17 protein-coding genes and 2 pseudogenes are annotated in these 19391 nt (G+C 68.0%); 10 read left to right on the top strand and 9 right to left on the bottom strand.

From position 1 onward, the window contains the following. Positions 1-36: 36 nt before the first annotated feature. Entirely contained in the window at positions 37-1797 is a 1761-nt protein-coding gene (locus OG456_RS40230) for a glycoside hydrolase family 36 protein (RefSeq protein ID WP_266570026.1), read from the bottom strand. Positions 1798-2072: 275 nt separating this feature from the next. Here OG456_RS40230 and OG456_RS40225 point away from each other — a divergent pair, with 275 nt between their 5' ends. After that, positions 2073-3092 (top strand): LacI family DNA-binding transcriptional regulator, encoded by a 1020-nt coding sequence (locus OG456_RS40225; RefSeq protein ID WP_266570025.1) that lies wholly within the window; start codon positions 2073-2075, stop codon positions 3090-3092. A gap of 729 nt (positions 3093-3821) precedes the next feature. Here OG456_RS40225 and OG456_RS40220 read toward each other — a convergent pair. Then, entirely contained in the window at positions 3822-4502 is a 681-nt protein-coding gene (locus tag OG456_RS40220; RefSeq protein WP_266570023.1) for a hypothetical protein, read from the bottom strand. Positions 4503-5176: 674 nt separating this feature from the next. On the opposite strand from OG456_RS40220, the gene OG456_RS40215 reads away from it, so the two are divergent. After that, a complete protein-coding gene (locus OG456_RS40215; RefSeq protein WP_266570747.1) occupies positions 5177-6355 on the top strand; it encodes a Cmx/CmrA family chloramphenicol efflux MFS transporter in 1179 nt (392 codons plus the stop codon). 284 nt (positions 6356-6639) lie between these two features. On the opposite strand, the gene OG456_RS40210 is transcribed toward OG456_RS40215, so the two are convergent. After that, entirely contained in the window at positions 6640-6978 is a 339-nt protein-coding gene (locus OG456_RS40210; protein ID WP_323136453.1) for a hypothetical protein, read from the bottom strand. A gap of 582 nt (positions 6979-7560) precedes the next feature. Between OG456_RS40210 and OG456_RS40205 the strand changes: the two genes are divergently transcribed. From OG456_RS40205 to OG456_RS40195, 3 genes and pseudogenes are all read left to right on the top strand, one after another. Then, on the top strand, positions 7561-9330 hold the full coding sequence (locus OG456_RS40205) for an ABC transporter ATP-binding protein (protein WP_266570746.1): 1770 nt from the start codon (positions 7561-7563) through the stop codon (positions 9328-9330). A gap of 214 nt (positions 9331-9544) precedes the next feature. Then, the gene (locus tag OG456_RS40200; RefSeq protein ID WP_266570021.1) at positions 9545-10309 is read left to right on the top strand and encodes an alpha/beta fold hydrolase; all 765 of its coding nucleotides are present in this window, start codon (positions 9545-9547) and stop codon (positions 10307-10309) included. Positions 10310-10743: 434 nt separating this feature from the next. After that, positions 10744-11481, top strand: a pseudogene (locus tag OG456_RS40195) (RNA-guided endonuclease InsQ/TnpB family protein); the annotation flags it as partial. Between the two features lie 15 nt (positions 11482-11496). Here the strand turns inward: OG456_RS40195 and OG456_RS40190 are convergent. Then, complete coding sequence (locus OG456_RS40190) at positions 11497-11622, bottom strand: hypothetical protein (RefSeq protein WP_266570020.1); 126 nt, start codon at positions 11620-11622, stop codon at positions 11497-11499. Between the two features lie 320 nt (positions 11623-11942). On the opposite strand from OG456_RS40190, the gene OG456_RS40185 reads away from it, so the two are divergent. Then, the gene (locus OG456_RS40185) at positions 11943-12647 is read left to right on the top strand and encodes a hypothetical protein (protein ID WP_266570745.1); all 705 of its coding nucleotides are present in this window, start codon (positions 11943-11945) and stop codon (positions 12645-12647) included. A gap of 86 nt (positions 12648-12733) precedes the next feature. On the opposite strand, the gene tnpA is transcribed toward OG456_RS40185, so the two are convergent. Beyond that, positions 12734-13063: an IS200/IS605 family transposase gene (gene tnpA / locus OG456_RS40180; RefSeq protein WP_266570018.1), complete on the bottom strand. Its 330-nt coding sequence runs from the start codon at positions 13061-13063 to the stop codon at positions 12734-12736. A 95-nt stretch (positions 13064-13158) separates the two neighbouring features. Here tnpA and OG456_RS40175 point away from each other — a divergent pair, with 95 nt between their 5' ends. After that, positions 13159-14478, top strand: coding sequence for a transposase (locus OG456_RS40175; protein WP_266570017.1), 1320 nt, complete (start codon positions 13159-13161; stop codon positions 14476-14478). A gap of 322 nt (positions 14479-14800) precedes the next feature. On the opposite strand, the gene OG456_RS40170 is transcribed toward OG456_RS40175, so the two are convergent. Together OG456_RS40170 and OG456_RS40165 are read right to left on the bottom strand one after the other, a co-directional pair. Then, on the bottom strand, positions 14801-15064 hold the full coding sequence (locus OG456_RS40170) for a transposase family protein (protein WP_323136441.1): 264 nt from the start codon (positions 15062-15064) through the stop codon (positions 14801-14803). Between the two features lie 417 nt (positions 15065-15481). Next, positions 15482-15985 (bottom strand): GNAT family N-acetyltransferase, encoded by a 504-nt coding sequence (locus OG456_RS40165; protein ID WP_266570015.1) that lies wholly within the window; start codon positions 15983-15985, stop codon positions 15482-15484. A 157-nt stretch (positions 15986-16142) separates the two neighbouring features. On the opposite strand from OG456_RS40165, the gene OG456_RS40160 reads away from it, so the two are divergent. After that, positions 16143-16700 (top strand): N-acetyltransferase, encoded by a 558-nt coding sequence (locus tag OG456_RS40160; protein WP_266570014.1) that lies wholly within the window; start codon positions 16143-16145, stop codon positions 16698-16700. A gap of 325 nt (positions 16701-17025) precedes the next feature. Here OG456_RS40160 and OG456_RS40155 read toward each other — a convergent pair. Then, positions 17026-17073, bottom strand: a pseudogene (locus tag OG456_RS40155) (hypothetical protein); the annotation flags it as partial. Between the two features lie 301 nt (positions 17074-17374). On the opposite strand from OG456_RS40155, the gene OG456_RS40150 reads away from it, so the two are divergent. Beyond that, complete coding sequence (locus tag OG456_RS40150) at positions 17375-18151, top strand: class I SAM-dependent methyltransferase (protein WP_266570013.1); 777 nt, start codon at positions 17375-17377, stop codon at positions 18149-18151. A 33-nt stretch (positions 18152-18184) separates the two neighbouring features. On the opposite strand, the gene OG456_RS40145 is transcribed toward OG456_RS40150, so the two are convergent. Continuing rightward, positions 18185-18331, bottom strand: a complete 147-nt coding sequence (locus OG456_RS40145) for a hypothetical protein (protein ID WP_266570012.1) — start codon at positions 18329-18331, stop codon at positions 18185-18187. A gap of 173 nt (positions 18332-18504) precedes the next feature. Here OG456_RS40145 and OG456_RS40140 point away from each other — a divergent pair, with 173 nt between their 5' ends. Then, the gene (locus OG456_RS40140) at positions 18505-19206 is read left to right on the top strand and encodes a 2-phosphosulfolactate phosphatase (protein ID WP_266570011.1); all 702 of its coding nucleotides are present in this window, start codon (positions 18505-18507) and stop codon (positions 19204-19206) included. Positions 19207-19391: the final 185 nt, after the last annotated feature.

Here is a 19391-nt window from a genome sequence, read left to right as displayed (position 1 = left end):
TGTGCTGTGCAGGCGAGTTGGTCGACCTCCTCTGGATCAGTAGGGTGGCCGGACGGTCAGCAGGCCGGAGGGCGGTATGTCGAGGCGGACCGCGCCGGGGCCGAGGGTGTGGGGGCCCGAGTGGGTGAGCCGGCCGCGTGCGTCGTACGTGGTGAGCGTGGCCCGCACGGGGCCGTGCGGAATGACGCAGACCAGGCCGTCCGCGGCGGTGGCGTTCACCAGATCGGCCCGGGGGTGGCGCATCAGGTCAAGGAGGACGGTGCGTTCTGCGTGCGCGACGACCACCTGGGCGTCACCGGCGTGGGCCCGAACGAGGGGGTACAGCTCGTCCGGGCGGCCCGGCTCCATCTCGCCGTCCAGCAGCACAGGGCGCAACCGCTGCCACTGGCGCAGCCAGAACGTCACGACCTCGCGGTGGTCCGGGCTCAACTCACCGAGAAAACATGACAGTTGTGGCACTGCGTGCAACACGGACTGGATCTGCCTGGCCGCCGCCTCGGCCACTGCATCCGGGTCCCACATCAGCATGTCCGAATGGACGGCGCCGCCAGTCGCGCAGAGCGCCGCGTCGATCGTGCGGATCCGGTTCGCGGTGGCGTCGGCCGGGCAGTCGGTGGCGCGCAGCAGATTCCCGTACGCGCTCATGCCGGGGCCGAGATAGGGCTGGCGCAGTTCGACCAGCGGGCCGCGCGGGCACAGCGCGTCGAGGGTGGCGCGAAGGTCCCCGAGCAGCAGGGCCATCGCGGGTCCGACGGGGCCACCGGCGTCGTCCGCGTACGCGGTGGCGTCGTCGAGGAAGTCCAGCTTCAGGCCGTCGAGCCCGTGGTCGGCGACGAGCCGGGTGCACACCTCCAGGACGTGCGCGCGCACCCGGGGTTCCCTGGGGTCGAGGACGTGTGCGCCCGGCGCGGTCGGGCTGGGGATGCGGGCGTACGGGGAGAGCCGCTGCCACTCGAGGGAGTCCGGCCCCAGGAGCAGCGGGGCGATCCACACCATGTACGCCAGGCCCAGGCCCTGCACGTGGCGCACATGACCGGCGAGATCGGGGAACTTGGCCGTGTCGACCTGCCAGTCGCCCGCCCAGGCGTAGCCGCGCTCCCGGCCGCCGCGCTGCCAGCCGTCGTCGAGGATCAGCAGTCCGCAGCCGAGTGCGGCGGCGCGCTCGGCCTCCTGTGCCACGCCGTCGGCCGTGACCTCCTGCCCGAAGGCGTACCAGGTGGAGTAGGCGGGGGCGCGGCCCGCCTCCGGCAGAGCCAGCGGCGGCAGCTTCGCGGTGCCGACGAGCCGCCGTCGCAGCAGGCGCAGCGCCGCCGCGGGGGAGGGGCTGCGGCCCGCCAAGAGGAGGGTGAACGGCCTCCGTCCGGCGGTGAGTTCAAGATGCACCGCGAACAGTTTGCGCTGCTCCGAGACGCCGAAGACCAGGTGCGTCTCGGCCGTCGCGTCCTGGGCGGCGAAGGCCAGCAGCGTCTGCCCCGACGTCTCGTACAGGCAGCCGATCGCGCTGCCGTGCACCAAGCCGGCGTTCAGTCGCCCGGCCCAGTCCGGCGGCAGGGACCGCTGCCAGCCGGCGTCCGGGTGCCAGTAGCCGACGGCGTCCTGCAGGGGCGTCGCCAGACGGATCTCCACGGCGGCGCCCTCGCGGGCTGACACATCCAATGCCCTTACTCCGTCGGGAAGTTCACGCACTACGGGCTCTATGGGGGCTCCGTCGATGAGCACAGCGACGCCGACCCGGTCGATGAGCGCGGTGGTGGGCGTGGGCGGGCGTTCTGCCGTGGTGACCGCGATGGACGTCACGTATGTCCTCCGGGAGGGCGACTGCAGAGACGGGTGGCCGATTCGTGAGCGTTCCCGTGAGCGTTCACGGAGTACCTTGAAGCCGCGGCATGTCCCCGTCAAGACCGTTGCGAGGGGTTCCTGAATTCAGCCTTGATCACCTCAACTGCCCTGTGACAGCCAGTCGTTGACAGCAGGCAACGAGCTGCTCATCATGTCCGTGAGCGCTCACGTGATCCGTCCGGCAGCGACGACGGACGACACTTGGGCAGGCAGAGAGAGGAATCTTCCCCGAGATGCCCACCCCCCGCACGTCCCGGCGCGGGCGTCACGGCGTCACCATCGACGACGTGGCCCGCTCCGCGGGTGTCTCCCGGCAGACCGTCTCCCGCGCCATCAACGACAAGCCGGAGATCGACCCGGACACCCGGGCACGGATCCTGGAGGTGGCCCACACGCTCGGCTACCGGCCCAACCGGCATGCGCGCGGCATGGCAGGCTCCGCGACGACCACGCTCGGCCTGGTCGTCGCCGATGTGCTCAACCCGTTCTTTCCCGAAGTCGCCGCCGGGGTGATGGAGGCGGCAGACGAGCGCGGCTGGCAGGTCGCCGTGTACAGCACCGGGTCGGCCCTCGAACGCGAGCAGAGGGTGGCGGCCACAGTCGCGGACCATGTCGACGCGTGCGTCGGCTACTTCTTCGCCGAGAGCGCCATCGAACGGGTGCGAGGCACCGGTATCCCGCTGGTGCTCCTGGACCACGACACCCGGCCGCCTGCCGCCGGCGGCGTCCGTATCGACTTCGAGTCCGGGATGCGGCAGGCCCTCGGGCACCTCATGGCGGCCGGACACCGGCGCGTGGTGATGCTCGATGACAGGGCACGCGGAGACCGGGCGGACCCGCACTCCCGGCGCGCCCTGTTCCTCGCCCTGGCCGCCGAGCACGGCCTCGACTCCGGCGGGGCTCCGGTCGTGCCCGTGGCCAACTCCGTGCAGGGCGGCGCCGACGGGATGGACCGCGTGCTCGCCGAACACCCCGGCACCACCGCGGTCCTCGGCTACAACGACCTGATCGCGGTCGGCGCCATGCGCCGCGCGCTGCGCCGGGGCCTGGACGTCCCGGGCGACTGTGCCTTCGTCGGGTGCGACGGCCTGATGCTCGGCGAGCTGATGGACCCGCCCCTCACCACGCTGCACGTCGACAAGCGCCAGGTGGGCCGGGCCGCCGTCGAGCAGGTCGCGGCGCTCGTACAGGGCCGCGACCCGCTCGCCGAGCGGGTGATCTTGCCCCGCCTGGTGGTACGCGAGTCGGCCTGAGCGGAGGGCGCCTACTGGCCAAACGTAGACGCAGCAAGCGGCACACACCCGCGCGCCGCCGGCCGCGGATCCGGTACCGGCGTGCGCGCGCGGTTTTCGGTGGGGAGTCCGTGACTTCATGTTTCGCTGTGCTTGCCACGACCGGCAACGTGATCGGCCCGGAAAGAGCAGCTACCGGGAGACCTTCTTCCGAGGAGCAAAGCTCATTGCTCATGGATCGTTTTCGCGTCGGCGCGTGGGGGCGTAGCGTTCCGAGTGATCGCTCGACCGGTATGAGTAGGCCGACGTCGCAACGTCGGTCGGGAGGGGCACGCCCATGCCCGGCGAAGTCAACGCAGACGGCCAAGGGGCGGGCCTGGATCATCGACGGACACGACTTCCTGGGGGCACTGGCTTGACGACCCCGGCGCGCGACAGATGGCGACACGGACGATCTGTACAAAGAACGAGACTCCCGCTCAGACCGCAGCGCGGCTGATCGGATACGCCTGAGCGAACCACACTCAACAGATCCGCCATCTTGTGCTCGACCTACCCGCCCGGATTGGCGGCCCGCCGCATCATGGGCGGCGGGGACTTCGGCACGTCGTGGAGGGAGCCGGTCCGGCCTCCGGACAGGACTTGGCATGACCGACGCGACAAAAGCACTCCTCGATGGCGGCCACGAGGTCCCAGGCGCTCTCTTCCCCGGGCCCTCGCTCCGCCTCGCGAGCCTGCCCGACGCCCGGATCAGGGCAGCGTCGTCGGCAGGCATCCGCGCGGGACGAAGTACCAGCTCTGCAGACCTACGCCGTCGGTGCTGCCGCCGCGCGGATCGCGCACCATCACGTAGCGGCCGTCGCGGCTGACGTAGCGCCACAGCACCGTCTGGCCGATGGCGACCTGGGTGTTCAGCGGGGCACTGGGGGTGGTGGGTACAGCCCAGGGGCGCACGTTTCCGTAGCCCGTGATGTGGCTGCCGTCGTACGTGGCGCAGCCGGATCCGGCGACTGTGGCCACGGTGGCACCGTCCGACGTTCCGCCTCCGATCTGGCCGTTGGTGAACTCCGACGTCGGCATGGTCACCGGGTCGCCGCACTCGTCGGCGTGCGCCTCGTCGCCGGAGGCCGCGCCGTCGTAGATCCACAGACATGAGTTGAGGTCGCCGTAGATGTGGCCCCAGCGATAGCCGCCCTGCGGGTCACCCTGGATGTCGACGGTCCAGCCGCGGTAGGCGGTGCCGACGACGTACGAGGCGGGGGAGCGGCGCAACAGTGTGTAGTCGCTGTCGACGTGCTTGCGGACGGCGGCCTGGGCCGCGGGGACGCCGCCGGTGTACGGCAGGGCGAGGCCGACGGCGGCGGCCGCCGCGGCGAGCGCCGCGGTCAGGGCCGCGCGGCGGGGTGAGCGGGGGGCGCTCCTGTTTCTCATGGCTTCTCCTGCCGTGAGGTGACCACGATGATGGCCTTGCCGGCCGCCCGGCCGCCCGGCCGCCCGGGCGAGCGTGGTGCGGCCGAACGGGGGTGGACGGCAGCCGGGCGGAACCCATTCCAGGCGAGCCGAGTGCCATCAACTGGTCTCCGTCAATGGGGACTTGGGTGCTTCGAGTGAAGGGTGGGGGGATCCCAGGACCATGGCACCCCCCAAATCCCGGAAGACGCAAGGGTTTCGCCGAGATCTTCGTCCGCCTCAGCGGGCACGGGTGCGGACTTCCCCTTACCGGCTGACTACGGTTTGGCGGAACTGGCGGAATACAATCACCGCTGCCTTGATCATTTTGAAGTGGAAAGCGACCCGAGGCCCCACCGCTCTCTCGAATGATCTGCAAGAAGCGCCCTGGTTGTTGCGGGGCATGACGTTGGTGACACAGGCCGATGCCGGTGAAACCCGGGTGCTTCGACGGGCATCGGTCGGGTAGCGTGCGAGCCATGTCGAGTCCTGAGTCAGACAAGGTGGGGGCTTTCGGTCACGCCGTCAGCCCCCTGAAGCCCTGAACTCGTAGCCCTGTCGTTGCGCCGCGTTCTGCGGTGGGACGAGTGTGCCCGTGGGGCTGGCCGCGGTGACGAGATGACCTTCTCGTGCTTCTCCTCACCTCGGAGCCTTCGATGCCTTTCCCGTTGTACCTGCTTGCCATGGCGGTCTTTGCCATGGGCACCTCGGAGTTCATGCTCGCCGGGCTGTTGCCGGGCATCGCCTCGGATCTCGACGTCACAGTCGGGACAGCAAGCGTGCTCACCTCAGCTTTCGCGATCGGCATGATGGCCGGCGCCCCTCTTGTGGCCGCGCTTGCGCGCAACTGGCCCAGGCGGTTCAGCCTTCTCGGATTCGTCCTTGCTTTCGCGGCAACTCACGCTGTGGGCGCCATCACCACCAGCTTTCCGGTCCTGGTCGCTACCCGGGTCGTTGCCGCGCTCACGAACGCAGGGTTCATTGCCGTCGCTCTGACGGCTGCCGCCACGCTGGTCCCGGCCGACAAGAAGGGACGTGCGCTGGCCGTCCTGCTGTCGGGCACGACGGTGGCGACTGTCGCCGGTGTCCCTGGCGGGTCGGTACTCGGCACGGCGCTCGACTGGCGGGCCACATTCTGGGCTGTCGCCGCTCTCTGCCTGCCTGCAGCCCTCGGCATTCTGAAGGGAATCCCAGCGGGGCGGGGGGAGGACGAGGCGAATGGCGGGCCGGCCTTGCGAGCGGAACTCGCCCCGCTCGCAAGGCCGCGGTTGATCGTGGTGATGCTGCTCGGCGCGCTGGTGAACGCGGCAACATTCGGAAGCTTCACCTTCCTCGCCCCCGTCGTGACCGACACCGCCGGGCTGAGCGAACTGTGGATCTCTGTCGTTCTGGTGCTCTTCGGTGCCGGTTCCTTCGTCGGCGTCACCGTCGCGGGCCGGCTGTCCGACCGGCGTCCAGGTCTGGTCATCGCAGTCGGTGGTCCGCTGTTGCTCGTCGGCTGGCCGGCCCTGGCGCTACTGGCCGACACGCCGGTCGCCCTGTGCACCCTCGTGTTCGTACAAGGCGCGCTGTCGTTCGCGCTGGGCAGCACGCTGATCACGCGGGTCCTCTACGAGGCAGCGGATGCCCCCACCATGGCCGGCTCGTATGCGACCGCAGCACTCAACTTCGGTGCCGCCGCCGGCCCCCTCGTCGCCGCGACCACCCTCGGTACCGAGGTCGGGGATCTCGGACCGCTGTGGGCGAGCGGGCTCATGGTCGCTGTCGCGCTGCTCATCGCGTTCCCTCTCCGCACTGTGGTCACGGCCGGCCGAAGCGCCCAGGTGCTCCAGTGACACATGCGAACGCTCCCTTGAGTATCGAGGGCCTCCCCTGAGTGTCGAGGGCCTCCCCGCGGAGCTGCGCCCGGAGCCATCCCGCGCCTCGGTTCCGGCGGAAGATGCGCGCGTCGGTCTCGAAGCCGTACGGCAAGTTCTCCGCCATCACTGGGCGCGGCCCCGGCCTGGCCATGTGTCAATGCGGCCGCTCCGCGCCCGCATTGACCGAGCGCTCCACGCTCGATCAAGTACATCTGGGCGGTAGGCAAACCCCGACAAGCTCCGCCGTCGGACCACGGGATTCAGCCCGCCGTACCAGCCATCGGAAGACCTACCGCCTCCAGATAAGGGGTGCTGCCCGGTTCAAGGCAGCCCGGCCCAGGCCCGCCGCACCTGGGCCGGGCTGCCGGTGAGTCATCGCTGCTGCTGGTTGCCTGGTTGCTGGTGGTGTGCCAGGGCCAGGTGGCGAGAGTGGTGTGCATCAGCCCGGCCGCGGCCGAGAGTCGGCCGCCGGCGGCCTCGCTGGCGACTCCGCGGACGAACCATGGGGTGTTGTCCAACCGCACCCTCTCATCGCCGAGGTCCACCGCCCATAGACTCTCTACGCTCGCCGGCGGCCAGCCGTCCTCGTCGATTTCCATTCGGAAGTGGACCTTCACGTGGTCGTCGCTGATGCTCGTCACCGAACCCTCATCCACACCGCGCAAGCCGGGCCCCTATTGCCCGTTGCTCAGGTGCTCGCCGTTACCCCCGTCGAAGTTTCGCCAGGGGATGCCCAGTCGGCCGAGAGGACGCAGTGTGCTGCGGCGTTGGGCGCCGATCCAGACGTCGTCTCTGCCTTCGTCCCAGCTGGCGCAGGACGCCCCAGCTGCCCCAGCTGCCCCAGCCGGCGTCGGCCTCGGCGGCCCGCCACATGCGTATCGGCATCGGCGATTCGGCCACACCGAGCCGGCCGTCCAGCCGTACCTGCCATGGGGACCCGGCTGCCGACCCCGTCCTGCCACGGAACTCTCTCCGTCCTAAACACGCGTGTTCGATACGGGTGCCTCTGTCGTTGACCCGGACATCGTGAAGCCGTCCGTCAACAACCGTGTCAAGGAGTGCAGTTGCCCACAGACAGCAGGCCCGTCCGCCTCGTCACACCTCCACCACCGCCGCCCGCGGAGATCAGCTACAGCGGTGAATACTCCGTCAACCCGCTCGGCGATGTCTCGTTCACGCGCATGTGCGCCCGCTTGCCGTCCGTCCTGCGCCGCATCGCCCGCATGGCCTGGCAGCTCGACCGCGTGGCCGTGCTCCTCCTGATCGCCTGCCAGCTCGTCACCGGCGTCGCCGCCGCGGTGGGCCTGGCCGCGATCGCCCACGCGATGCAGTCGATCCTCGGAACCGGAACCGTCGACGACCGCCTCCACGAGGCACTGCCCGCACTTCTCGTCGTGACCGTCACGACCGCACTCGGTCGCCTGTCCAGCTCGCTCGCCTCGTACGCGGACCGGCGCCTGACGCCCTTGCTGACGACGTACGCCGACACCGCGCTGGTCGAGGCCGTGTGCCGGGTCGAGTCCGCGGCCAACGCCAAGGACGGGTTCGCAGACCGTCAGGAGGCCGCAGGGATGGGCGTGCTCCGCACCCACGTCATGGTGAACGACGCACAACGGTTCATGGCCGCTCTGATCAGGATGATCGCAGCGAGCGGCGTGCTGTCGGCCCTGCACTGGGCGATGCTTCCGCTGCTCATCCTTGCGGTCCTGCCGGCCGGAATCGGCGCGCTCCTCTCCGCCCGGGTCGACTACGAGATGCACTACGCGAACGTCTGCGACCGCAACGTGCGCCACATGATGCGCTGGTGGGCCACCACGCCCAAGCACGGTGACGAGGTACGCGCCAACGGCATGACGGGCTACCTGCTGTTCTGGTACAGGTCTCTGTCCGAACGCATCGACCGCCGCCTGCTGGCCGTCGCGCCCCGCACGCTGCGCATCACCCTGCTGTCCGCCACGACCGGCGGCTTCTTCCTGCTCCTGACCTGGGCGGCCCTCGCCTGGCTGGCGGTCACCGGCCGCATCGAGCTGGCCATCGCAGCGACCGCGGTCGTCGCCGTGCAGACCACCCTGGGCGCACTGTCCCAGGTGGTCATCAACGGGGCCGCCCTGTTCCACACCAGCCTCTACCTCACCGACATGCAGGCGTTCCTCGACGATGCCGCTCAACGAGCCCCGCAGCGCGGCGTGTTGCCCGCGCCGGCCAAGGTGGAGGAGATCCGGTTCGACAACGTCGTCTACCAGTACCCCGGGAAAGACCTGCCGGCCGTCGACGGGGTGTCCCTGACCCTGCGCCGGGGCGAGATCCTCGCCATCGTCGGCGAGAACGGCAGCGGCAAATCCACCCTCCTGCGCCTGATCACCGGCATCTACCTGGCCGACAAGGGACGCATCCTGTGGAACGGCAGGGACCTGGCCACCGTTGACCAGGACACCGTCTGGGCGCGCACCGGCCTGGTGCCGCAGCTCTTCGCCCAATGGCCTCTGTGTGTCCGCGAGAACGTCACCCTCGGCCAGCCCCGCACCCACGACGACGCTCCCGTCTGGGACGCGATCGACGCAGTCGGTATGCGCGAGGCAGTCGACGACCTGCCCCACGGCCTCGAGACCCTGCTCGCCAGGGAGGTCTTCGGCGGCGCCGAGCTCTCCGGTGGGCAGTGGCAGCGCCTGGCCTGCTCCCGCGCGATCTACCGGCGCCCTGAACTGCTCATTCTCGACGAACCGACGTCACAGATGGACGCCCGTGGCGAACACCAGATCTTCGAGAAGATCAAGGGCGGCGCCTGTGACCGCATCACGGTCGTGGTCACGCACCAACTCGAGAACACCAAGGTCGCCGACCGCATCGCGGTCATGGAGCACGGTCGGATCATCGAAGTGGGCCGCTACGACGACCTGGCAGACGCCGGAGGGCTTTTCGCGGATCTCCTGGCCCTGGCCAAGGATCGCTGAGCTCTGCCCAACGGTCGCTGACTCTGAAGACAGCGGCGGCGTGAAGGGAGGGTCCCACGTCGCCGCTTCCACAACGTGAACTGCACAAGGGATGGTGGCGACGTGAACCAGAGCGGAGCCGTTGAGCTCGCTCTGACTGAGAGGAGGGCGGCTCCTTCTCTGTTGGCTGCTGGTCAGCCATCGGGTGTCAGTGCTGCCGCATAGCATCCCCATCATGCGTGAGTTCTTCGTGGTCGGCGGACGGAAACTGTCGTATCTGGACTTCGGAGGTCCGGGTACTCCGCTTCTGGCCCTGCATGGGCACTACAACGAGGCGTCGGCGTTCGCGCCTCTGGCTCAGGCGTTGGCGCCGCGCTGGAGGGTGATCGCGCTCGATCAACGCGGGCACGGTGAGTCCGATCGTGCTCAGCGTTACGAGCGAGACGATTACGTCGCTGATGTGGCTGCCTTCCATCGGCACCTGGGCATCGGCCCGGTGGCGGTGCTGGGCCACTCGCTGGGCGGAGTGAACGCATACCAGTACGCTGCCCGGCAGCCGGATCGGGTCTGTGCGCTGATCGTTGAGGACATCGGCGCGGTGGTGGACAGTGACTGGTCATTCACCTTGCGCCTGCCCCGCGATGCGCCTTCGCGCCAGGATCTGGTGGCCGCACTGGGCTCGGCGGCTGCCTATCTGAAGTGTTCCTTCCGTCGGGCGGAGGGCGGCTGGGGATTCTCGTTCGACATCGAGCACACGGTGGCGTCGCAGATGGCACTCAATGGTGACCACTGGCAGGACTGGACAGCGGTTGCCTGCCCCACTCTGCTGATCCGTGGAACACGGAGCGATGAGCTGGCGGCCGCCCATGCCGGGGAAATGATCACCCGTCGTGCCGGCAAGGCCTGCCTCGCCGAGCTGCCTGCCGGTCATGTCGTGCATCACGATGCTCCGGCCCAGTTCGCCGCCGCTGTCGAGGACTTTCTGTCCGCTCAGGGCTGAACCGAGGAAGAGCTAACCCATGTCCGTTTCCCGGCGACGATGGGGCAGGAATGCTGGCCCCATGGCGGCGGTGGCCGGCGGCAGTGCGGGAACCGTGAGGTGCTTCCGGTGATCAGCCTGACCCTCCCTCGCGGACCGCAGCCGGCGAGCAAATACAGTGCGCGCGGAAGCGCGGACTATGACTTTCGCTGCGCGAGCCATGGGGTCAGCAGTCGGCCTCGGGAGAGTGGAGGCGGACAGCAGTGTTCGGCCAGGAACACCCAACTAGCCCCTGAAGAAACCCCGGACGCGAACTCGACGCCTCGTGCATGGGGACCTCGTTCGCGTCGGTGGACTTCGGGCACGGTGGGAGAGTGCTGAGCGAAGGATGGGGGCTGCACGATCCGGGCGGTTGAGCAGCAGCCCGCAGTGCGCACACTGTCCGTCTTTCCTTCCTCGTGGACGACCAGGCCGTCACTCCGGAGCGGCACGCCATGCCGGACACGTCGGTCGGGATCGACCGGGGGGTGAAGAGTGCTGCTGTCACCTCGGACGGCGACTTCCACAACCGGGTGTTCATCACGTCTGGCGAGAGCACCCGGTATCGCAGGCTGCAACAGCGCCTGGCCCGGTCCAAGCGCGGCAGTACCAACCGGGCCAAGGTGATCGCCGCTATGAACACGGTCATGGGCCGCGTGTCGGATCGGCGCGGAGACTTCTGCGCGCAGATGGCATCCCGGATCGTTGCGAAGAACGCTCTGGTCGTCCTCGAAGACCTCAGGATCCGGAACATGGCCGCCTCCGCCTCCGGCACCCTCGCGGAACCGGGCCGCCAGGTCGCGCAGAAGCGGGGTCTGAACCGGGCGATCCTCGACAAGGGGTGGCACCGTCTCGAACTCTCCCTGACCAGCGCGGCCCGGTACACGGGCACGGTCGTGGTGAAGGTGAATCCCGCCTACACGTCGCAGCGGTGTTCCGCCTGCGGCTTCGTCGCCGGACACAACCGTGAGAGCCAAGCGGTGTTTCGGTGCAAAGCCCCAGGCTGCGGACACGCGGAGCATGCCGACGTCAACGCGGCGAAGAACATCCGACACGCGGGCGGACAGCCCGTGTCAGCCTGTGGAGACCTCGGCACCAGCCGGTCCGTGAAACAGGAACCCGTAAGCCGGGCGACCGGCCGAACCCCCTCATAGGGCAATCCCCGTCCCTCAGGGCGGGGAGGACGTCACCCAGTTGAACCAGTCGGCACCGGACGTCGTGTGCAGCGCAACCAGTCCGAGTACGGCCGTGGCGACGAAGACGCCGCCCCAGACCAGGGTGAGCACCCGGTTCACGTGCCGGAAGACGGGAGAGCCCCAGACCTGCGGGGGCGTGGACTCCCGCGTGTCTTCTTTGCTGGCGCCGGCCAGTTCCCGGGAGTGGTGGGCGTGGGCGTCCTGATCGCGAAACCATCTGATCCTGCGATGGCGCGATTCTAACGCTTGGTTCCGGACATGCCCCTTGAGCTGGGGTTGGTGCAATCCAACGCCACTTCCCGGAACCGAAGTTGCTGAGACAGAACCCGGACATTCACAGGATCATTTGAGGATCGACTCGACCCTAGTGTCATCGGTGTCAGCAGAAACACCGCAACCGACAGCCGCTGGAGATCATGATGCGTTCGCGTCTCGCCACCCGTTCCGCCCGTCTCGTCCTGGCCGCCGCGGCCGTGACGGCCCTCGCCGCCACCACCACCGCCTGCGACAACGACGACACCGCGGACGCCGGCAGCTCCGCGACCCCATCTGCCGTCGCCTCCGCCGGCAGCGGCGGGAGCGACAGCTCCTCCAGCGAAAGCCCCTCCACCAGCGGCTCCTCCACCGGCGGCTCCAACTCCAATGGCTCCGCCGACAAGTCCGACTCCGGCGACGACAGCAAGAGCGGCTCCGGCGACGGCGGGAAGAGCGGCTACGGACAGTCCTGCGGCACCAACGACCTGGACTTCACGGTCACCGCGGAGTCCCAGGCCGGCGGCTACTACCTCGTAACCGCCAAGGCCAAGTCCGGCATCACCTGCTACCTGGACGTCAACACGCCCAGTGTGTCCTTCGGCTCCGGCGCCGACGGCGTCGCCTCCCCCGTCGGACAGGGTGGCGAAGACCCCATCAAGCTCACTGGCTCCGCCGTCGCATACACCGGTATCAGCCCCAAGACCACCAAGAGCAATGCCGGTAAGCAGTTCGAGAACGTCATCATCGCCATCAGCGACAACGACCCCAACCCCGCCGAACTCAAGCTCCCCGACACCGCCAACGTCGACAAGCCGATCGTCACCAACTGGTCCACCAACCGCGCCGAGACGGTCCCCGTCATCGTCTGACGAACAAGACCGGGACCGTCGACCTCGCGCTCTACCTTTTGATCTTGGCCAGTGCTCCGGCGTTTACGCCGGGGGTGAAGGCCATCTCAGGACTGCTCTGACTCGCGGGTGAGCACGGGTCGGCACTGTTCACCTCGGCCTACGGGGTGCTTCTGGTTGTCGATGTATTGGCGTGCGACGGTCAGGGGCGCACCGTGGCAGCTTCCTGCGAAGTGGGAGCCGGACCAGAAGTGGCCGCCCCACAGGTGGCGGCGGATGTGCGTGTCGTACTCCTGGCGCAGACGCCTGGAGGAGATGTCTTTGGGGGAGTTGACCAGCTTGGAGAGCTGGACCGTGGGCGGGTAGTGCAGGTGCAGGTGGTTGTCCTCGTTGAACTGCTTCAGCTCGGCCTCGAAGTCCGTGCACGCCTCCCGCATGACGTGCGGGTTGGGGACGATGTGCCGGCCGGTTCTGATATCGGGGTTCGGCTTCCATCACGGCGGCATGGACCACCGGTAGTATGGTGATCACTGTGGGTGAACTTGGTTGGGAGAAGCGGCAGTTCGGGCACCGTGCCCGACTGGCATTGTCTCCTGCCGAGACTCTCCTCATCGATGAGCAGGCGCATGCCGCCCGCGCGATGTGGAACTGCCTGCACGCGTGGTGGCAGATGATGCCGAAGGAGAAGCGGACTCTGGCGAACGCGGACGCCGCGATACGCCAGGCCCGCAAGGAGATCGATTTCCTCGCCGTCCTTCCTGCGCAGGCCGCGCAAGCGGTCCTCAAGACGTACTTCCAGGCCTGGAAGAACTTCTGGGACGGCCGCGCCGATGCTCCGAACTTCAAGGGCCGGTTCCGGTCCGTGATGAGCGTGGACATCCCGCAGGGCCGTGACCTCCAGATCAAGCGGGTGCACCGCCGCTGGGGCATGGCCAACATTCCCAAGGCCGGCCGTGTCCGCTTCCGTTGGACCAAAGACCTCCCCGTGGGCAACAAGGCGAACGCCGACAACCGGATCACCGGGGCACGGCTGGTCAAGGACCACCTGGGATGGCACATCGCCTTCCGTGTGCAGAGCCTCGAAGCCAGGCCCGCATCCCACCCGGGGGCACAGGTCGGAATCGACGCCGGGGTGAACCTGCCCCTCGCCCTCTCGGACGGCAACCACCAGGACCACGGGCGTGCGCCTCGCCTCCCGGATGGCAGCGCCGACCGTGACAAGTGGCTGAACACCATGGAAAAGAGCAAGCTCTGGCGCCTGGAGCGCCGGGCCGCCCAGCGCAAGACACACCGCAAGCCCGGCGAGCGCACCAGCCGCCGCCTGAACCACACCTATGACCAGATCCGAGGGCTGCGCGCAAAAGCCACGCGACGACACCAGGACTGGCAGCACAAGACGACCACCCGCCTCGCCCAGACGTACGGCGTCATAGTGGTCGAAGCACTCACCATCACGAACATGGTCAAGTCCGCTCGGGGCACCATCGCCGAGCCGGGGACAGGCGTCGCCCAAAAGGCCGGACTCAACCGCTCCATCAGCCAGGAGGCATGGGGCAGGACGGTCACGATGCTGACGTACAAGGCCGGCCGGTACGGCGGCACCCTGCACAAGGTGCCCGCCCCGCACACCTCCCGACGCTGCTCTGCCTGCGGCTTCATCACGCCCGGCAGCCGACAGGACCAGGCCACGTTCGTATGCAAGAACCCGGACTGCGGATGGTCGGGCAACGCCGATTTCAACGCGGCCCGCAACATCTTGCACCTGTACCGGACGGGCCACGCGCTCATCCCGGCTGCCGGGAGGGCAGTCGTCAGGCGTGTAAAGCGCGTCAAGCCCGCCACCGCAAGGTAGACGGGAATCTCCTTCCTCAGCTTGCGAAGGGAGGAGAACACTTCAAATCGCAACGTCCGTCGACGCGGTCATCCTCGCGCACGGAAGGCAGTGGCCGGGGCCACATCGCCGTATCGTTCGGGCAGGCGGAGGGCCAGCGTTCCTGGGGCTTCGAGAAGCCGCGCTCGTGACGTATGACGGCGGAGTGGACATGCTGAGCTGTAATGCAGGTGAGCAGCTGGATCGTCGCGACGAGAAGATCACTCCCGAGGAGTGTGAGGGCCGTCGCGAACCTGCGGGTGCTGGTCACCGCCTGCTCTCGGTTGTCAGGGCACAGGTACGGCTATGCCCGAGCAAGAGGTGAGAAGCGACTGACGCCGCGCAGCAGCGGGGTATAGCGGGCGTGCGGGCTGGTCAGGGAAGGGATCTGCTTGGCGAACGTCACTGCAGGGCGAGCCGAGTTGAGGCGCTTGAACCGGTACACGGTCAACTCGATCACGACGGCCGCACCACCGAGCGGTGCGTCGGACAGCCTGCGGATGTAGCGGCCGTGCACCGTCCATGACGGCAGTCGGCACCGCGTACATCTCGCCGAAAAGGCGGACACGACGCACGTAACGTGACCGTCTCAGCCGTACGTCTGGCCGACTCCATCACCACATCAGCTAAATGCAGTAGCAGCCGCCCCAAAAGCCCCTGAACCGCGTTCTCGATATATGCCAGTTCAGCCGCGCGGCGTCACGAGCTCTCCGACAGAGCCGAATTGCGTGACCGCCGACAGAGCACACCCGCCGCCCGGCCCGGACTAGTTGATCCCGCTCACCTGCGAAAAGATCGTCCGCCTGTTCATCGCCCTCGTTGTCCAGCGCATCCACGACACGGCCCACCGGCTCGAATTGTCCCACTGGCGTCGCCGTTTCCAAGCCCGATCCCGAGCCGGCCCGCCACTGCCGTCAAGCCGCCTACTCCGCCTGAGCGCACTCGATCACGTGAGCATGCAGTCCCGGGGCGCGACGACCCCGCGTCAGGGCAACGAGCGTGTGAGCCATACCACTTCACCGCTGTCGTCCGTGGACACGTGATCCCGCTCGAACCCGAGCTTCTCAAGGACACGCAACGACGGTGTGTTCCATGTGCCGACGGTCGACCAGAGCCGTTTCCGCCCGGTCGCAATGGCGGCATCGAGCACTGCACCGGCCGCCTCGGTGGCATAGCCACGTCCATGCGCGCGCTGGAACAACTCATACGCGATTTCAGGTTCCTCTACGGTGGCGCGGCCGATGATCAACCCGCAATAGCCGATGAAGTCGCCCTCTTCACGGCGCTGGATGGGCAGCAGGGCAATCCCTGTTGTCGCTGCTGCGGTGAGCTGTTTCGCGATGAGCGTCCGGGTGTACTCCACCGTGGGCGTCCCGTTGCCGCGTTCGGAGTGGAGGGCGCGGAGTTCAGCGGCGTCCGACTCAACCCACGGCCGCAGTATCAGCCGCTCGGTCTCAAGGCGGAACGACATCGTCTCGTACGTAGACATGCCCCTACTCTGCCTTCTACCGGGACACCGGCGCGGAATGCCTCTTGTTCTTTCCCTGGTCGACTGTGGCCTGAGTAGGGTCGAGGTCGGGACTGGGGCGTGGGTGCCACTGTCGGGGAGTGTGAGCGTAATTGGGCGACCGTCCGAGGGGGACCACATGGCGCAGCAGGGGGTCATCGCGTTGGAGCGTATGGGCGGCTCGGCCGCAGTACAGGCTGTGGACGCGTTGAGGCTGATCTACGCCGAAGCGTTCGCCGGGCCTCCTTATAACGAGACCGAGGATGACGTCGCTGCCGCCTTCCGCCGCTTTCCTGTCCAGGCTCGCAACCCCACGTTCCGCGCCACCTTGGCCCGTTGTGAGGCCGGCGAGCCGGTCGGCATGGCGTACGGTTTCCCGCTTGGTCCCGACACGGGCTGGTGGGACGAACTGACCGAGCCGGTACCCGAGGACATGCGGCGCGAGGACGGGCACCGCACTTTCGGGCTCATGGAACTCGCCGTGCGCGGACCGTGGCGTGGACAGGGCATCGCGCGTCGTCTGCACGAGATGCTGCTCGACGGCATCGGCGCCGAGCGGGTGCTGCTGAACGTCCACCCGGGCAGCAAGGCGGCGTCGGCCGCTTACCGGGCGTGGGGATACCGCAAGATCGGCGAGGCGCGGCTGTGGGGGGAGAGCGCGGACCTGCATGACGTGATGTTGCTCGATCTGCGCTGAGAGCGGTCGGTGAATGGATGAGTGTATTCCGGGTCGAGTTGAATGCAGTGGACGGCGGCGACGGCAGTACCTCGGGTTTTCTCACCGTGGGAGTTGTCCGGCTCGGACCTCCCCGGTTCGGGAGCGGCGACCGAGGCCGACTGTCGTTCGCCGAGGCCAGCGTGGACAACACGGGCTGCGTGATGTGGGACGTGGCAGGCTGTGACCGCGAGGGCGACAGAGATATGCGTCTGGCTGACCGCTGGCGGTCCCAGGAGGGCGGCGTTCGCCTTGCCTCGACAAACGTGAGAGTGGCGAGGTTCTTCGACCTTGCGGGGTCGAGGTCGGGCTGGAGGGAAAAGTCGTACTCGTCGAGCGTCTTGTGGTGCGGCAACAGAGACAGCCGCAGGCCCTGTCAGAAGCGGCGGTCGTCGCGGACGACGAACACTTCGGAGAGGACCAGCTCGATGAAGCCGAGGTAGTCCACTCTCGCCTGGTCCTCCGGCGGGCGAACTCGTCGATCGTCTCCGCTGGTTCACGTTCGGCAACAGCTTTGCCGATGTGTTTCAACGCCGACTGGTGATTAGCGCGCTCGTAGACGTTCACGGGGGAAGGACTGCGCTGCGGTCAGCGGGTTTGCGTCGGTCATTGGGCGGTCAGGTCCCTCGTGAGGGAGGGCGCGTTAATCTCGGGCCATGTCCGAGGCATCGGTGGGGCACTTCTATGACGAGCTGGCTGACGACTACCACCTGATCTACCCGGACTGGGACGCGAGCATCCGCCGGCAGGGAGATGCTCTGGATGCCCAGATCGGCCAGGATCGTGTGGCGGTGCTCGACTGTTCCTGCGGGATCGGAACGCAGGCCATCGGCCTGGCGCTGCGCGGGCACTGCGTCACCGGGACCGATCTCAGCCCCCGGGCCGCCGTTCGCGCTGCCCGTGAGGCCGCTCGCCGGGGCCTGAGCCTTTGCACGGCCGCCGCTGATATGCGAAGCCTTCCGTTTATCGATGGTCGCTTCGACGCCGTCGTGTGCGCTGACAATTCTCTGCCTCACCTGCTGACAGAACAGGATGCGCTCGCCGCCCTGGCCGAGATGCGCCGTGTGCTGCGCCCCCGCGGCCTACTGCTGGTCAGCACACGCCCCTATGACGACCTGCTGCGTGACCGCCCGGCTTCGACGCCTCCACAAGTTCAGGGGATCGGCGACGGTGCTGACGATGGAGAACGTACCGTCACCTTCCAGCTCTGGCACTGGCATGACGACGGCGAGCACTACGACCTGGAGCACTTCCAACTCTTTGAGGCAGCTGGGGACTGGCGCGTCAAGGTCCGCCGGACCACTTACTGGGCGCTGGGCCGGGACCGGCTGGCCGGTCTCGCAGCTGAGGCCGGGTTCGTCGACGTCGGGTGGCGGATGCCGGAGGAGACGGGGTTCTTCCAGCCGCTGCTTGTGGCCCGCGCCGCCGAGTAGGTGATGCCACTGTCCGGCCTGGGACGGCAGATGTCACCAGGCCGCGGCGGAATCCCCGGCCCGAGCCCGGCTGTTGGCGAGGCGACAGGAGTCGGCGGCGGTTTCGAGAGTCGTGTCGCTGTAGGCCGGGTGACCGGCGATGGCCGCGCAGAGACGGGGACCGGTGAACGGCGTCGACATGCCGACACGGTGGCCGCACCGAATCGCCGCATCCCACTCGGCGATTGAGCAGGCGTGTCGTTGCGCACTGCTTTCGCGACGCAGTCGGCCGGAGGTGCCGCATTCCGAGACCGGTGACGTGATGCGTATCACTGCCCGGGTGCTTCGGGTCGGGCATACGCGATCATGACCGGATGAACGCTCGTTTCCTTGGCATCACTGAGCTGGTCGAAGCCCCGTCCGTGGCGGTCGTTGTCGACGTCATGCGTGCTTTCACAGTGGCTGCCTGGGCCTTCGCCCAGGGGGCGGAAAAGATCGTTCTTGCTGCGTCGCTGGACGAAGCCCTCGCGCTCAAAGCTCGCCACCCGGATTGGGTGGCGCTCAAGGACGGTCCGCCCGCGCCCGGGTTCGACACCGTCAACTCGCCGGGCCTGATGCGGTCTATTGACCTTGGCGGACGGACCGTTGTGCAGAAGACCACGGCAGGGACGGTCGGCGCCCTCGCGGTCAAGGAGGCGTCGCTGGTGCTGTGCGCCAGCTTCGTGGTGGCGGAGGCAACTGCTCGGCTCTTGCGGACGAACAAGAGTGACAGTGTCACGTTCGTCGTCACCGGCGAGGACGGGCAGGCCGATGAAGATCTGGCGTGTGCTCAATACATCGCTCGGAGAGCCACCGAGGCTGCGACGGACGCAACTGGGTTCCTGCGCCGTGCCGGTGAGTCGCGCGCCGCCGCCGAGCTGGCGGAGGGTGTGCGTCAAGGAGTCCATTCTGATGACGTCGAACTCTGTCTGGAGCTCGACCGGTTCCCCTTTGCCATGGTGGCGACCTTGGACGAATCGCTCATGGTCCTCCGTGCGGCAGCCGGGTCTTCGCTGACCGACGAGGCTTCGAGCTGATCGCTCGTGAGGTCGGACTCTCGCCGTGCGAGAGCCGGCCTCCGGTGGAGGATCGGCATCAGCTGCATGTCCCGATGACGGTGACTGACGGCGTTCGCCGAGTGGCTGTGGTGGTGACACGGCTGACGGACGGGCACGTACACCGCGTCCACCGCCGCTGCCGGTGCAAGGACACCATGCGGTTC

The sequence above is a fragment of the Streptomyces sp. NBC_01446 genome (assembly GCF_026340095.1).
Taxonomy (GTDB): Bacteria; Actinomycetota; Actinomycetes; order Streptomycetales; family Streptomycetaceae; genus Streptomyces; species Streptomyces aureus.
Note: the sequence above shows the minus strand (reverse complement) of the source record. Positions and strands in the feature narration are given on the sequence as shown.